Origin of the sequence: Mesorhizobium australafricanum, assembly GCF_033977265.1 — a bacterium.
Taxonomy (GTDB): domain Bacteria; phylum Pseudomonadota; class Alphaproteobacteria; order Rhizobiales; family Rhizobiaceae; genus Mesorhizobium; species Mesorhizobium australafricanum.
The window spans coordinates 54,585-70,050 of sequence record NZ_JAVIIT010000024.1 but is presented as its reverse complement, the minus strand read 5'-3'; the positions used below and the strand labels follow the sequence as shown (position 1 = coordinate 70,050).

Sequence of the window (15,466 nt, the reverse complement as noted above, 5' to 3'; positions counted from 1 at the left end):
ACGCGCCTGGTTGGTCTGCTGCTGTTGCGAGCCTGCATCGTCTGTGCGGGCGAAATCTGAGACGTGGGACCGATTGACATTGTTAAAGGGATCCATCGTATCTCCCTTGCCTGTTCCGAGCAGCTCATGACGGCCTGGCGGTTGGAAACTGTTCTGTGATGTAACGTCCGGAATTATCTGTCGCCGTGAGGGCCCGAGCCCAGAATTATCTGTCGTCGGCTGGGAGTAACCGGGGCAAAACCATAGCGGACCACCCGCTTCGGACCCGTTGCTGCAGGCGAGCTCCGCTTGGACGACTGCTCCATCCCGCTCGGCTTCAGCGTCGGCGCGGCGGTAGACCTTTCAGACGCCGTATCTCATCCTTCAGAGCCGCATTCTCGGCGCGAAGCCCGGCGACCTCCGCCCGCAACTGCCACGATCACGTCGAGCAGGCCCGCAGGGGTCAGCGTTCGAGAATCGGGTGGCTCCGACATGGTCTGATGGAATCATGCCGCACGCCAAACCGCCACCCACCTCAACCCGACACGCCCGAGTCATAATGCCGCGTCCGCCACCACTGTACTAGATTTAGCGAAAAGGCTGTCCGGGAATTACCGAAGCACGCATTTCAAGAGGGTGGCACGAATTTTTTAGCACTCGATACGGAGAGTGCTACCGATATGAATTCTTAGAGCTAATTGCGCGCAGTAAGAACCAGACAAAAAGGACTGGTCCAGTTTTCTGAAGGACCGTAGGCGTTCGTCAGTTCTTGGACAGTTAACCAGAGTAGCGTCTGGGGCCCATGCATACGTGATGCATGCACCTTAGGAGACTATGATGGACCCGAGCAACTTCAATCTATTTGGATTCGATCCGAATGCGTACTTCGCCTTGGCGGCGCAGCAGCAGGCGGGACAGGCGGAAGAACCTGAGGGGGCTGCGCAAGGCCACTTTGAGCAGCACCTCGAAGGGGCGGCCCAGCCGAACGTTCCGGATCATGGGAGGAGGTATAGGGCCGCCCCTGGAGACGAGGACCTCATCCAGAGCGCGGGCAATATGGAGTTGCAGAGATCTGGGCGTGCGGCCGTAGATCAGTTCCGTTCAGGCCTTCGGAAACTATCTGAAAGGCTTCACGACGTTTATGGATTGTCTCTCTCTGGCCTCAGCTGCGAGTCGCTAAAGAGCTATGCTCGCACACTGTGCGCGGGTGAAAGCCAAGTCGTGAAGGGGCTGAACATGCTTAAGCGGTACCGTGGGACTTCCGGGGAGGGTTCGTCGCAGGCGGGCACTGGGAGGCGGTATCAGATCGCTCCTGGAGACGATGACCTCATCCAGAGGGCGGGTGATTTCGCTCGGGCTGGTAACACTATAGCGGGTCATACCGTGGTCGCATATGGTTCCGGGCTCCGGAAGCTATCTGACAGGCTTCACAGCGTTTACGGCTTGTCTCTCTGTGGAGTCAGCGGCGAGGCGCTCAAGAATTATGCCCAGGAACTTTGTGGGGGTGATAAGCGGGTCGCGGCAGGGCTGCGCATGATTGAGAACTACCGTCAGACTCTTGGGGAGGGTACGTCGGGGGCTGCGGAGGGTAGCGCTAGACAGCCAGAGCACGAGTCGTCCCCGCCGCGGGTGTCGAGTTACAATCAAGACCAGCTTTGGGACTCGTATGATGCGGCGGAGGGAGGGTGGCGCGGCGCCTCTCCACCGCCCAGTCACAATTCGGCAGAGGTTTGGGCGGGCGTCGATCAATGGAACCAGGCGCCGCCCCAGAATTGGGGGGCCAACTCGTCGAGTTTTTGGCAGGGTGCGCCTTCGCCGGCGCCCAGCGTCAATCAGCCAGAGCACGAGTCGTCCCCGTCGCGGGTGTCGAGTTACAATCAAGACCACCTTTGGGACTCGTATGATGCGACGGAGGCAGGGTGGCGCGGCGCCTCTCCACCGCCCAGTCACAATTCGGCGGAGGTTTGGGCGGGCGTCGATCAATGGAACCAGGCGCCGCCCCAGAATTGGGGGGCCAACTCGTCGAGTTTTTGGCAGGGTGCGCCTTCACCGGCGCCCAGCGTCAATCAGCCAGGCCCATCGTGGGAGCAAGGCGCCGCAGCGTCGATCTTTGGGGCACCATACATGCCTTACGCGCCGCCTCCAGTGCCAGAGCTAAACATCTACGTCTCGGGCTGGCAACACGGCAATCAACGGGCGTCAATGGACCTGATGCGCGGAATGCACTACAAGGAAGTGTTGCCGAGCTCGTCTCGGCCGCAGACGAATTTCACCATTGACGGCGTGCCCTATACGGCGACATTGGGGCCGTCAGGTAGACAAAACGACATTCGGGTCTCCCGAAACTGAACAAGTGATCGTCTACATTTTTGTCAAAGCTATTTAAAGGTGGGACAAAGTAGCCAACTTATAAATGCGACATCATCATATTCCTTATTACTTCGTTCGCAAGTTACAATATTTGCAAAGTACGAAGACGCAAGCCGCCGACCGGGTGGAGCTGGTCAGGGTTGCCTGGCCCGGTCGGCGGCGGATGGCTCCAGCTGCAAGATAAACTTTAGCTTTGACAGCCCGATCACTCCGCCGCTTCAGCTACAGCAAGCTTCCGAAACCCACGGGCATTTACCAGAATAGATTTGCTATCTTGCGCTAATATTTGCTTTGAGAGATGCTGGCCTCAGCCGTGGGAGGGCTGGGGGTATGAAAATAAAGGTGTTGCCGGCACTTTGTGCCGCTGCCGCGCTATGCGGCTGTCAAACTAGCAATCAAACAGACTATGTTCAGATCGGGTATGGGCCGAGTTTCGATGTCGCCCATGCACAATGCGAACTTCAGAAAAGGTCAATAGACCAAGGCTATATTGCGATTGGGTCGCCGGGGTTTGTTGCCGGTGCCGGGATTGGCAATGCTATCGGCAATGCGATCGCTGAAGATGATTTCATGCGGAATTGTCTCATCATCAGCGGATGGAAGCGTGCGCCGCATGGACAAGCCGGCGCGGCAGCAGCATCGGTCGCTATCGGTGCATCACCTACGCCTTATGGGATTGCACGCGCGCCTGGCAGCTGGATCAACACCGCGTTGTTGGACTGGAAGGATGCGAACAACAAATGCGTTGCTGGTGACAAGACGGCTTGCGCCACGCGAGCGAAACTTGGCGCGAAGTTGAAATCAGCCGGCATCAATCCCTCCCCGGTGTAAGGCGGGAACGACGTTATGCGAAGGAAGATCTCGATGTGCGTCCTTATCGTGGCATTGAGTGTTAGCGGCTGTGCGGCCGACTATCTCAACAACTACGAGACGATGACGTTGGCGGCAGGTGACTCCGCTCGCCAGAACCAACTTCTCCAGACGGTCGACCCGTTCAACCCCAACAGCAACAACACGAAGATCGAGGGCGACGGGCAGCGGATGACGGCTGTCGTTCAAAGGTACCGCGGAACGCCGCAGCCGGCATCTGCCTTACGAAACAACGGCGCCGATCTGGACTGCGCCGGTGGTAGGGGCAACAACCCCGTCGTCCAGGGACCTGTTTCGGTCGGCCCGTCCGATCCCAACCACCTGGACCGTGATCATGATGGCGTGGGTTGCGAGAGGTAGGGGAGCAAAATGAGATTCGGAATCCGCAGACCAAGCATCAAACGCAGCATTGCGGCCAGAACATCCGTTAAACGGATGGTGAAGCAGAGTTTCGGCCTGAAGCCCCACGCGGTAGGGGATGGGTCACCGACCCTAAGCGAGCCACTTACAATCGGGTCTATGACCGCACCACCGTCAGCTTCTGGAGCCTGCTCAAAAGGTTGTTTGGCGGCAGATGAAGCAGTTCGGCGCCAAGCGCTCTCGCGCCAGCCGTTGGGCAAGCGTGCCGCTCCGCCTCGTGCTGGTAACTGTGGCGGCGGCTTCCGCCCTGGTGACGCAGTTTGTTATGCATAACACCGGCTCGCTGCCAGAGATCAATTTGCAAAACCTGATCAAGCCGAAGCCAGTCGCGATTGGTGGGGTCCGCTGCCCCGCGTTGTTCAAGTTGGGGAGCATGAGGATTTGTGGGGCGGTCATGCGGCGCGGGCCGTTTCTCTGTTCTCGCGATTGTCGTTGGCCATGCCGGGATACCATTGCCGGAAGGTCGAGCGGAGGGAACCGTCAAGGGTCTGCGTGCGGGCTTGCAGCAGAAGATGCGCGCCGACCCTGCTCCACTGCATCTGCTGTTTCTTTGCGAAGCGCTTGGAGATGACGGCGTTAACGGTGGCCTCGACGAAGGCCGAGGAGATGCGCTCACCGGACCGATAGCGTTCGCCGTAATTGATCAGGCTCGCACTGTTGGAGGCAATGTAGGCCTGGAAGTCGCCGATGGCGGTCAGGAACTTGCGCATGTTCGGATAGCCTGTTTCCAGACCTTCCGCGGGAATCGAAGGTCGGCAATTTCGTCACGGGCACGATAGACGTTACCATGCCAAAGATGCCACTTGATCCTGCCGAGGCCTTCAAGCAGATTCTGCCCGGCCTGCTCGTCGTAGATCTCGACACCCTTCGAGATCTATCTCAGAGAGAACAACTGACCACCGTGGCGGCCGTGCTTGCCGCGGCACGGGGTGTTGGACGGTTGTGAGATGAAAGCTCTTTCAATCAAATGACGGGCGGGGTATGAGGGGAATGAAATCAAGGGTTCGCATGGGAGGGTTTTGAGCCGCAGCGTTCCGAAAGATCGGTCCTTGGCCAGCATTGACAATGCCCGCCTAAAAGGCTGATGGCGCCTCTTGCCTTGATCAACCGTAAAATGTGTAATCTTTCAAAGCCTCTCATCCGTAGTTGATCTACCTTTCATTCAATCTCATTGTGGGCCATGGGTAGGCGACCAACGATCACGGATCTCGCCGAGCGTGCAGGTGTTTCGGTCGCGACCATCGATCGCGTGCTGAACGGCCGGCAGCCGGTGCGCGAGGAGACCGCTCGCAAGGTCTACGAGGCGGCGCGAGAGATCGGCTATCACGCCGCGGATCTCATTCGGCAGCGCATCGAGCGCGACCTTCGACCGATCCGGTTCGGCTTCCTGCTCCTGAAGGAGGACCAAGCGTTCTATCGCGCTTTCGCGGCGCAGTTGACCAGGGCGGTGGAAGAAACGCCGGGCATACGCGGCATCGTGCATATCGAGTTCGTCAGGTCCCAGACCCCGTCCGACTTCGTTAAGGCGCTGGAGACGTTGGCGACGCGCGCGGAGGTGATCGGCATGGCCAGCCTCGATCATCACCTGGTGACGCGCACGGTAGAGTCATTGAAGGCATCCGGAAAGGCCGTGTTTTCGCTGCTGTCTGATTTCGCGCAGGGCGTTCGCGACACCTATGTTGGAGTTAACAACATGAAGGCAGGCCGCACCGCCGGCTGGCTCATCTCGCGGTCGGCGCCGCGGGTCGGCAAGGTGGCGGTCTTTGTCGGCAGCCATCGTTGGCACGGCCACGAACTGCGCGAGACAGGCTTTCGCAGCTACTTCCGCGAACATGCGCCGCAGTTCAATGTGCTCGATACGCTAGTGAACCTTGATACAAAGGAAGTCACCCATGAGGCGACGGTTACCCTGATTGACCGCTATCCCGATCTCGCGGGCTTCTATGTCGCCGGCGGTGGGTTCGAAGGCGCAATTGCAGCGCTACGCGAACTGGATCTCGTGCGGCCGCCAAGCGTCGTTGTCAACGAACTCGTGCCGGAAACAATCGACGCCTTGAGGGAGCATCTGATCGTCGGCGTCATCGCCACGCCGCTCGAGCGGCTCTGCCGGGCGTTGATCGACTTGATGGTGAAGACTTTACAGGCCGGGCCGCTAGAAACGAGTGGACAACTGTTCCTCCCATTCACGCTGCACGTCCCAGAAAGCGTGTGATGCAGCGCTGTATGAAAGAATGAGAGAATAGTGGCACGAATTTACCGAAATCCCTCTTCGCTGATGGGATTTCGTTTCTGGCTGTTGACCACAGCAATGAGCTACCTCAGTGAAGGTTAAAATCGGTCAATCCGCGACCGGATGAGGAGTTTATATGACCGCTCAACCGAAGTTCGCTATGAACCATATGGCAGCGCCGAGGCTCGATTGCCGCGCCTTCCTCGATCTTGCAGCTTCACTCGGGTGCCTTGGGGTCGAACTGCGCAATGATCTGGCGGACAAACAGCTGACGGACGCTGCGTTCTTCGACGGCGAAGCCCCAGCGGCAATCGGCAACTACGCGCGCTCCAAAGGCCTGCGGCTTCTCGGGCTTTCGGAAGTCTATGGGTTCAATGCTTGGTCGGACGCCATGCGGGCGAAGGTCCAGCTGCTCATCGAGCAAGCCAAGGAGGCCGGCGCAGAGTCGATTAGCCTAATTCCGCGCAACGATGCGCCGCAATACAGCGATGGTGGCCGCGACGAGGCGCTGCGTCGCTCGCTGGGCGAGATCCTGCCGATGCTGGACGCAGCCGACCTCGTGGCGCTTGTCGAGCCCTTAGGCTTCGTCACCTCATCGCTGCGGTGCAAGGCCGATGCCATCGCGGCAATCGAGGCAGTCGGCGGCAGCGGGCGCTGTAAGCTCGTGCACGATACCTTTCACCATTATCTTGCAGGCGAGAGCGAGTTCTTTCCTGAGCATACGGGCATCGTCCACATCTCCGGTGTCATCGATCCGAGCCTCAGCCCCGAGGAGATGCAAGATAGCCATCGAATCCTCGTCGACGAGCGCGACCGGCTCGGCAATATCGATCAGATCCGTAGTTTAATTGACGGAGGTTATTCTGGCGCTTTCTCCTACGAGCCGTTCTCCCGCGACATTCACCGGCTAAGCAGTGCTGAGGAGGCTTTCAGGCTAAGCATGGATTTTATTCGCTCTACTCTCTCTTGAGTATTGCGCGGTGATAATTTCTCACTCGCGGACCCGCGAGCTTCAGTCTTTTTGCAAAGTATCCACCTGGCTACTCGCCAATACCCTGTTAGCGTTTCGCGGCACCTTGCCGGCGTGAGACTACTGAGGAGGAAACGATGTTCAGCTTTGCACTTCGGGTGAAATGCCGCTCCACCAGGGGGATCGTCGCTGCGATTTCAGGATTTCTTGCCGATCAGGCTTGCAACATCACTGACAGCGCGCAGTTTGACGATGCCGACACTGGCAATTTCTTCATGAGGGTGAGTTTCCGTTCCGAAGGCGGGCGTGAACTCGAAGAACTGCGCGCAGATTTCGATCCCATCGCATCGCGCTTTGGGATGGAAGCAGAGTTTTTTGACGAGGCCACGAAGCGAAAAGTCATCATCATGGTCTCGCGCTTCGGCCACTGCCTCAATGATCTCCTGTACCGTTGCCGCATCGGCGCTCTTCCGATCGATATCGTGGCAGTGATCTCTAATCACATGGATTATCAAAAGGTCGTGGTGAATCACGACATTCCGTTTCACTGCATCAAGGTGACGAAAGATAACAAATCCGAAGCGGAAGCACAGCAAATGCGCATCGTGGATGACACTGAAGCGGAGCTGATCGTGCTTGCCCGTTACATGCAGGTTCTCTCTGATGAAATGTGTCAAAAGATGTCTGGGCGGATCATAAACATCCACCACTCGTTTCTACCTTCGTTCAAAGGCGCCAATCCGTACAAGCAGGCTTACGAACGCGGCGTGAAATTAATCGGCGCCACATCGCATTACGTGACCGCAGATCTCGATGAAGGGCCGATCATCGAGCAGGACATCATCCGTGTGACACATGCGCAGTCGAATGATGACTACGTCAGCCTCGGCCGCGACGTTGAGGCACAAGCACTGGCTCGGGCGATACACGCGCACATCCACGGACGAGTATTCCTCAACGGCAGCAAGACGGTCGTGTTTCCACCGTCGCCAGGTTCATATGCTTCAGAGCGAATGGGATGAACGCTCGCAGGATGGTCAAAAGATCAGTTACGGACCACCGGTGGACAAACAGTCGACGAAGACGTCATCCGGCGAGGTTCGGGCGATCTGATATGCCGACCGGCTGCGTGGGTGTCACATTGAGCCGAAGAGCCCGCATGTGCTCTGGCAGGCCTACTTGAGACAGACTGCCAACTCACCACTTATTATTTCCGCGGCGATCTCGAGACAGCGGCCAAGGTAGAGGGCATCCCGTTCGATTGAGGCGATGCATCCAGCAGCATGCGGGCGAAGGTTTCCGATCACTTCTGCTCATTCCAATCGCGCCAGTGGCTGGGATGAATGTCGAGGGGCGCCTCCGTGATGCGCTGTCCGATTGTCCGGTCGAAATGGGGGGCAGTTCAGCGATAAGCTTCACGATACGGGCTGTCTTCGTCCACCAAACATTCCCCCAAGCGGGGCTCATTAGCAAACGTTCATGACGCTTTCGTGAGACTGCCACGATGGAGGATGTGATGAGACTCAGATTGTTTGCCGCTAGCCAAACTTCTTCGCATAGAGTTTAAGGTCGATGGAATGCCGTATGGAGCGGCTGTCGCCCAGCTCCGCCCCGGGTTGTTCAACCAATGTGCACAGTAGTAGTTGAACCCCATTCCTGGGCGATGCGAGCCACAAAGACCACATCGTCAGCGTCAACCAACGCTTTCAAGTCGTCGCGGATTTTGCCCCGCTTGACCGCTGTATCCAGCCATACGGATTCGACCCCTTTGCACCACGTATAGTTATGTTTGATGTACTTGTAGACTGGATCCTAATTGCGCCCGCATGTTTCAAATCATAGGTAACGAGAAAATGCCAGTGTCCGTGACGCGGCTCTCCCCATCGTGCCGACCGGCACGATGATTCCTACCGTCGCGCGGCTGTCACACATCGCACCTAAACGCAAATCGAGGCGTCCCGTGACTGACATTTCGGGACGCCTCAACAGTTGGTTGGGGGTGTCGAAATGCTAGACAGCAACTGGTCGGGTCGCTGTATCTTTTGCTGCTGCCATTTCCGCTCGTCGCTGTAGCCGTTCAACAATCGGCCGCAGCTAGGGAGGGCAGCGCAGGGCGCGCAAGACAGATACATGACCAGATTTCAAAATCCGACGGATGGGATCTCGCAGAAGGCCTTGGCAGGCCTTGTCGCGGAAGCCGTGCAACAGGCTCTGATCCAGCACGGCATCGTTCTTGATACACAGACCCTGGCTTCAGCCAGCGCTATTGCCGGCAGCGTCGCCGCCGCCGTGCCCTTCCTTCCACAGGCACAGCGGCTTTCGATCGGCTCTTTCAAGGGCGAATGCGCGGCGCTTGTCTCCGAGTTCTTCAGCTCAGTGGCGGACTTCGCGCACGGCGGCTTGGCAAGTGCCAACAGCGCAGATGAAAGCCTGATGCCGGCAACCGCAGCACCTTCATCGCTGCAGCCGGCCAACGATCTGCAGTCGGTGCTGATTGAGGATTGGGCGGGCGAGGTCGCCGGATCGACCTATCTGGAAGAGCATTTCCACATACCGCGCTCGACGCTGCATCGCTGGCAAAGGCGCAATGAGGTCGTTGCCTTGCGCAAGGGCGGCCGCAAGCATGTCTTCCCGCTCGCCCAGTTCGTCGACGGCAGGCCGGCATCAGGGATCAGCGAAGTGCTATCGGCAATCGGCAATCCAAGGCTGGCGTGGTTCTGGCTGACTCGCCCCTCGCCCGAACTCGACGGCCGCATTCCGATCGAGGTGCTCAAGCAGGACATGGTGTGTGACGTCGTGTCGGCCGCCCGCAAATTTCCTCGGCTTGAGCCACCGGACTCATTTCATCGGCGGGGGCTTCCTGCGCACGCAGGGCAGGAGTTCAGCGTGATGTTCCTCGGCCCTTGAGCTTGGCAGTGGGGTGCAGCCGGCACGATCCAGGCAGCACTGACCTGCCTCTGGCGATATGGCGGCCGATTTGAGGCCTCGTGTCGGCGAACGGCAGCGCCAACGCCGCACCGGCCCGCGCCCGGACAGATGGCGCCAAAGAGATAGGAGCTCTCGTTGCACCGGTCAGTGGGCTGGCACGGGCTTGAACTTCGGGAAGCAACGCTCAGCGTGGGCGAATCACCACTCGCCAACCACGAACCGTGCAATCGGAAATCCTGTGCCAGCTACGATGCGTTGGGCATGATTTACTTCGTAAAACCGAGTGAATTCTCCACCGCCTAAAAGGGCGGTGGCTTCAGGTTACGGCTTAAAGCCGGATCGGTCCGCCCGTTGGCGGACAGGGCGCCAACTCACGTCACGTTGAAGTTGTCGTCAGGCTCCGGCGGCGTCTGGTTCTTGATATACTCAACCCAAATCTCGTCGGTAACGTTCCCGCTCGTCGCCGCCCAATAGCCCCTCGCCCACAGGTGCTGGCCCCAGTAGCGCTTCCGCAATATCCCGAACTCGCTCAGCAGCATGTGCGAACTGCGCCCCTTCAAGTATTGCACCGCGCGCGATACCGACAGGCTCGGCGGGATCGACACCAGCATATGCACGTGGTCTCGGTTGATCGACCCGGCATGCACCACCATTTCATGCGCTTGCGCCGTCTCGCGCAGCAGGCCGACGAACCAAATGCCTCTGCGCGGCACTCGATGTAACAGGATCATGACGCTTCGTTTAGTCGAACGTTAAGGGTCCTCGCCATAGGTTCCGCGACGAGCGGGGCACGGGATCAGACAAGGCGCGCGACCGCACCGCGGCAGACCCGGGCTTGCCTAGAATGCCGGATGCGCTGGGCGAGCGGAGCTTGCGCTCCTCAGAGGCCTTGACCCGATTGGACCCGCAGCAGAACCGGCGAGATGCGACCATGATTGCGGCTCTCAGAAACGTTTCCCTGCAGAAGTTCACACTCGATGATCGGGCTGGATCATACGGGCCTCGGCACGGTCGACGCTGCGGGGCAGAGCTTAGCGGCCCAAACGGAGTTCGACGACGTGAGGCTCATCCTGCGCCGCTGGCAATCCGCCTGCGGCGCAGGCGCGCTGCCGCCCTATGAGGAGATCGCGTTGGGCAGCGTCGGCCGCTTCTCGGATGAGATCGCTGTCGTCCGTCGTTTAGGGGACGAGCCACCTCTCCTGCTGCGCTGCGGCCAGCGCTTCCGCGCGATCGTGGGCCTTGCGGAGTCCGCGCGCAGCCTCGCGGAACTGCCATATGCCTTCAATCTAGCGATCGGCTCCGCTATCGATAAGGCCTGCTCGGCAGGCGAGCCGCGCCTCACAGTCTGCCACTGGGTCGTCGACGGCAAGGTTTCCACGATCGAGATCGTCGCGCTGCCGTTGTCGTGCCGCTGGCCGGGCGAATACTTCGTTCTATTCCTTCGCCCGCGCGCCAGCCAGGTCGAGCTTGCCAGTCTGCTCATCAACTCCACGCAGGAAGGCATCATCGGGCTGAGCCCGATCGATTGTGGGCATGGCGCAACGTCTGACTTCTACATACTAAGCGTCAACGAGGCCGCGGCGGCCTTCCTCGGATCGAGCATCGACAGCCTCCAGTTCACCCGGCTCTCGGACGCGCTGACCAAGGTCGGCATAAGCGAGATTCCACAAGAGCTGCTGTGCGCGGGTTCCGGCGGGCGCATATCGAGCTTCGAGCTCGCCTACGGACTGGGACAGCAGAGGGTCGCTCTGCAGGTCGGCGTCGACATCGCCGGCGGCGTGCTGGCGGTCACACTGACCGACATTCGCGACCTGAAGGCGCGCGAGACCCTGTTCCGCTCTCTTTTCGACGATAATCCGGCACCGATGTTCGTGCACAGCCAGTCGACCGGCATCTTTCTCAACGTCAACGAAGCGGCGTTGCGCCTCTATGGCTACAGTCGCGGCGACTTCCTGGACAGCAGCCTTGCCGAAATCCGCGTGGATGGCCGCACCAACCGCGAGAGGGACGGTCGCGAGCTGGTGCTCCGGCACCGCACCGCCGACGGCCGCGAGCTCGATGTGATCGAGTACACAAGCGAAACCCTCGTAGACCACCAGGTGGCAATACTATCGACTATCGTCGACATCACCGAGCGCAAGCGCGCCGAAGCCCATATCACTTACCTCGCTCATCATGATCCGCTGACGGGAGTGGCCAATCGAACAGTTTTCACGCGCGAGCTGGAGCACGCGGCCGACAGCCTCGAGCAGAACGGACGGCGGTTCGCCGTTGTGCTGATCGACCTCGACAATTTCAAGACGGTCAACGACACTCTCGGACACGCGGCAGGGGACGCACTCCTCATAGAGGTGACCGCGCGGCTGAGACACCTGGTGCGCAAGACCGACGTGGTGGCCAGGCTCGGCGGCGACGAATTCGCGATCCTGGTGCCGGCGGTCGAATGCCGCTCCGACGTCGAGGAGCTCGCCCAGCGCATCATCCGCGATCTTACCGCCATCCGGAAGGTCGGCGGCGCCGAGATAGTGATCGGCGCGAGTATCGGCGCTGCGCTGGTCCCGGACGACGCCGCCGACATCGACAGCCTACTGAAATGCGCCGATCTCGCCCTCTATCGAGCGAAGCAATCGGACAAGGGTACCTTCCGCTGGTTCGAAGCCGGGATGGACATGCGCCAGCGCGAGCGGCGTGCGCTGGAGATAGAGCTGCGCGGCGCCGAGATCGACCGCGAGTTCGAGTTGCATTACCAGCCAATCATCCGGACGCAAACCGGAAAGCTCCGCGGGTTCGAGGCCCTGCTGCGCTGGCAAAATCCGCGCCGCGGCATGGTGTCGCCCGCGGATTTCATCCCGATCGCAGAGGAAACCGGCATACTCGACGAACTCGGCCGCTGGGTACTTGCGATGGCATGCCGAGTGGCGGCAACCTGGCCGCGCGATCTGGTGCTGTCCGTCAACGTATCGCCGGTGCAGTTCCGCAAAGGGAATCTCGTCGGAGCAGTAGGACTGGCCCTGGCCGGCAGCGGGCTGGAGGCGCACCAGTTGGAGATTGAGATCACTGAGTCGGTGCTGCTGGCCGAGAGCAGCACCAACCTCGCCATTCTCAAGCAACTTCGATCGCTCGGCGTACGCATTGCGCTCGACGATTTTGGCACTGGCTACTCCAGCCTGAGCTACCTCAGGCAGTTTCCATTCAACCGCCTCAAGATCGACCGGTCGTTTGTCCGCGAGATCGTCCAGTGTCCAGAGTCGCTCGCGATCGTCCGTGCCGTCATCGGCCTCGGCACCAGCCTCGGCATCGATACCACGGCCGAGGGGGTGGAGACGGTCGCGCAGTTGGAGGCATTGCGCGCCGAAAAATGCGGCGAGTTGCAGGGGTTCCTGTTCAGCCCGCCGGTTGCCCGCAAGAGTGTCGCCTCCATCATCGGTGCGTATTTCGAAGAGACATCGCGTCTCGCGTAACGGGATCGCCGACCTGTGCTGTCGACGGCCTGCGTCCAGAGCAAGTGGCGATTGGATCGAACCATTCTGCGCGAATTGATTTGGGTCAGGTCGGGATTCGGCTAAGGTCCTACCCCGTCTGGCCGTCCCTGCTGTCGAAAGGTCACGAAGGACGCCATTCAGCAAGCTCCCGGAGCAGCGGATATTAAGATCGCCTGACCTGCCTCGCCAGTCGCATCCGCTCTGCTTCAAGGCGATGAACTCGGCCACCGGCAAGGCGAGTGGCGCGCCGGCTGCGCCACAAGGGAACTGGCGAATTTGGGTTGCGCCGGCTTCCAAGGCTCGGCGCTGCCTTCTTTCGACCAATCTCACCCAAGCGCCAGTCTACACCTGCACCTTTCCGCTTCCCGATTTGCAGGCAACGACCCATTGCATCGCGGAGTTTGGGTCTTCCAAAATCCCGGCCCGTTTCGCAAAGCCGAGAAAGGCATTGTGGGCCGCGCCTATAGGCTTGTGCCCGTCGTGGGCGTCAAAGCACGCCCGAAGGGCGGTTTGATGGATCAAGTCTCTGCGATCTTCCGGCCATTCATCGAGAAAATCGATTGCGTCCGCAAGGCCGGCAATCTCTTGCACGATAACCGTGGAACGCCTCACGAAGATGGGGCTGCTGAAAACTTCGGCGTTCATTTCATTTCCTCCGACCTGGTGAACGGCTTGTCTGTGTAAGAGGCCACCGATCGAGGTCGGTTGCGACTATCGCAGAATATGTTGTCACGGCGATGACGGCTTGATAGGGAAGAAGCCGCATCGCGCCCGAGGGAAATCATGGATTTTGCAGAGTGCCGCCTTTGCTGGGGGACAGCGGCGGATCATCGCAACCGACAACCGCCTTCGCGTTGAGGCAGCCTAGTGCAAATCGAAGACTATAGCTTCCGATTGGCACGGCATCAGAAATTTGATGCGCTCCGATTAACGCAATTTGTTGCGGCGTGTGGCACTCGTTTGAACTCACGATGGTTGATTTTACTGAGTAGCGCCGCACCCGAAGGAATCCGCCCAAGCGGGGTCGGCTATGGAGTCGTGACTCGCAATCTGGTTGCTTCGTAGTCGAACGAAACGCGGTTCCGGCCACGCTGTTTCGCTTCAAAAATGCATCGTTCTGCTGTGCGAAGGATATCCTGACTATCTGCATTGGGAGGGATTTCCGCACCCCCGATGCTGACAGTCACCTTTAGATCGTCCTGTTGCCCTTTGATCCAGGGCATCCCTTCGATAAGACGGCGGATGTTCTCCGCAATGGTCATTGCCTGCTCTTTGCGGACCCCTCGCAGCAGGACCCCGAACTCTTCGCCACCAAGGCGTCCAATTGAATCGCCAGGGCGCGTTAGATAGACAAGCGCTTTTGCGATTCGAACCAAGGCCTCGTCACCTTTGGAATGTCCGTGCTTGTCATTGAACGAGGCGAAGTGATCCGGGTCGATAACGAGAAGCGTGTCGTATTCACCCTCATCGCGCTTCCTGTCCATCCTTGCCATGAATCCGCCGCGGCTAAGAAGCCCCGTCATCGGGTCGTGGCTGGTCACGAACGCCAGCCTGTCGTGGGTCTCTCTCAGGGCCGCATACGACTTCTCCAACTTGTCACAGGTGTCTTGGATGGTTTCCGACTGGGCGAAGATGTAGGCACCGACGGGCATTCCAATCAGGATGGGAATGAGGGTGCATTCCACCCAGCTCAGCCAATCGATCGGCATGTGCAAGGCGAGTCTTGCCGTGAACGACAGAGCAAAGGTCGCGACGATTGCAATTATCGTCACGACTATTGATTTGCCTAGAATACGCTTGGCGCGAGGCGTCATGTTGTTTCTTTGGAGATTGGCACTGTTTCTTTAGATAGAGGCTCTGAAAGAGCCGTTACCAAGTCAATTAAGATTATTCTGAAACTAGAAGGGCGAGAAAAGAGGTGCCGTCATCTGCGGTCGGGAACGCGCGCAAACGTAGGACAGCGCGGCGAATTTTAGCAACGCTTAAAATGCGAGTTTTTCGAATCTGCTGGCGTTAGTTTTCGGATGCTAATCCACGCTGCATGGATGGTGATCGTTGAATATGCGCGGCCTAGGTTGGATTAGAGAAATACGATTGACGGAGGCTCAGCAGATGCGCGATCGGATAGCTTTGCTCGAATCCGAATTGATCAATGCGGCTGGTTCCAAAGGCAAATCCAATCTGCTTAACGTAGGTCACCAGCTTCGTTCGCAAAAG

9 protein-coding genes and 2 pseudogenes are annotated in these 15,466 nt (G+C 59.0%); 7 read left to right on the top strand and 4 right to left on the bottom strand.

All coding sequences use genetic code 11. The annotated features are described in order from the left end of the window. Nucleotides 1-2,679: 2,679 nt before the first annotated feature. Both RFM98_RS29095 and RFM98_RS29090 read left to right on the top strand, forming a co-directional pair. On the top strand, nucleotides 2,680-3,180 hold the full coding sequence (locus tag RFM98_RS29095; RefSeq protein ID WP_320311978.1) for a hypothetical protein: 501 nt from the start codon (nucleotides 2,680-2,682) through the stop codon (nucleotides 3,178-3,180). 33 nt (nucleotides 3,181-3,213) lie between these two features. Further along, nucleotides 3,214-3,579, top strand: a complete 366-nt coding sequence (locus tag RFM98_RS29090; protein ID WP_320228071.1) for an excalibur calcium-binding domain-containing protein — start codon at nucleotides 3,214-3,216, stop codon at nucleotides 3,577-3,579. A gap of 452 nt (nucleotides 3,580-4,031) precedes the next feature. On the opposite strand, the pseudogene RFM98_RS29085 reads toward RFM98_RS29090, so the two are convergent. Beyond that, nucleotides 4,032-4,510 (bottom strand): annotated as a pseudogene (locus RFM98_RS29085) (ISKra4 family transposase); the annotation flags it as partial. Nucleotides 4,511-4,819: 309 nt separating this feature from the next. On the opposite strand from RFM98_RS29085, the gene RFM98_RS29080 reads away from it, so the two are divergent. The 4 genes from RFM98_RS29080 (at nucleotide 4,820) to RFM98_RS29065 (ending at nucleotide 9,746) form a co-directional block, all read left to right on the top strand. After that, nucleotides 4,820-5,851, top strand: coding sequence for a LacI family DNA-binding transcriptional regulator (locus RFM98_RS29080; protein ID WP_320228070.1), 1,032 nt, complete (start codon nucleotides 4,820-4,822; stop codon nucleotides 5,849-5,851). Nucleotides 5,852-6,005: 154 nt separating this feature from the next. Continuing rightward, nucleotides 6,006-6,839, top strand: coding sequence for a TIM barrel protein (locus tag RFM98_RS29075; protein WP_320293017.1), 834 nt, complete (start codon nucleotides 6,006-6,008; stop codon nucleotides 6,837-6,839). A 137-nt stretch (nucleotides 6,840-6,976) separates the two neighbouring features. Beyond that, on the top strand, nucleotides 6,977-7,861 hold the full coding sequence (purU, locus tag RFM98_RS29070; protein WP_320293016.1) for a formyltetrahydrofolate deformylase: 885 nt from the start codon (nucleotides 6,977-6,979) through the stop codon (nucleotides 7,859-7,861). A 1,153-nt stretch (nucleotides 7,862-9,014) separates the two neighbouring features. Then, nucleotides 9,015-9,746 carry an antitoxin Xre/MbcA/ParS-like domain-containing protein gene (locus RFM98_RS29065; RefSeq protein ID WP_320256438.1) on the top strand — a complete coding sequence of 244 codons (732 nt, stop codon included), beginning with the start codon at nucleotides 9,015-9,017 and terminating at the stop codon, nucleotides 9,744-9,746. A gap of 392 nt (nucleotides 9,747-10,138) precedes the next feature. Here the strand turns inward: RFM98_RS29065 and tnpA are convergent. Further along, nucleotides 10,139-10,450 (bottom strand): annotated as a pseudogene (gene tnpA / locus RFM98_RS29060) (IS200/IS605 family transposase); the annotation flags it as partial. A 294-nt stretch (nucleotides 10,451-10,744) separates the two neighbouring features. On the opposite strand from tnpA, the gene RFM98_RS29055 reads away from it, so the two are divergent. Then, nucleotides 10,745-13,228, top strand: coding sequence for a putative bifunctional diguanylate cyclase/phosphodiesterase (locus RFM98_RS29055; protein ID WP_320311976.1), 2,484 nt, complete (start codon nucleotides 10,745-10,747; stop codon nucleotides 13,226-13,228). Nucleotides 13,229-13,591: 363 nt separating this feature from the next. Here RFM98_RS29055 and RFM98_RS29050 read toward each other — a convergent pair whose 3' ends face one another. After that, on the bottom strand, nucleotides 13,592-13,894 hold the full coding sequence (locus RFM98_RS29050; protein ID WP_320228065.1) for a DUF982 domain-containing protein: 303 nt from the start codon (nucleotides 13,892-13,894) through the stop codon (nucleotides 13,592-13,594). Between the two features lie 383 nt (nucleotides 13,895-14,277). After that, nucleotides 14,278-15,063: a GGDEF domain-containing protein gene (locus RFM98_RS29045; protein WP_320222759.1), complete on the bottom strand. Its 786-nt coding sequence runs from the start codon at nucleotides 15,061-15,063 to the stop codon at nucleotides 14,278-14,280. Nucleotides 15,064-15,466 lie beyond the last annotated feature (403 nt).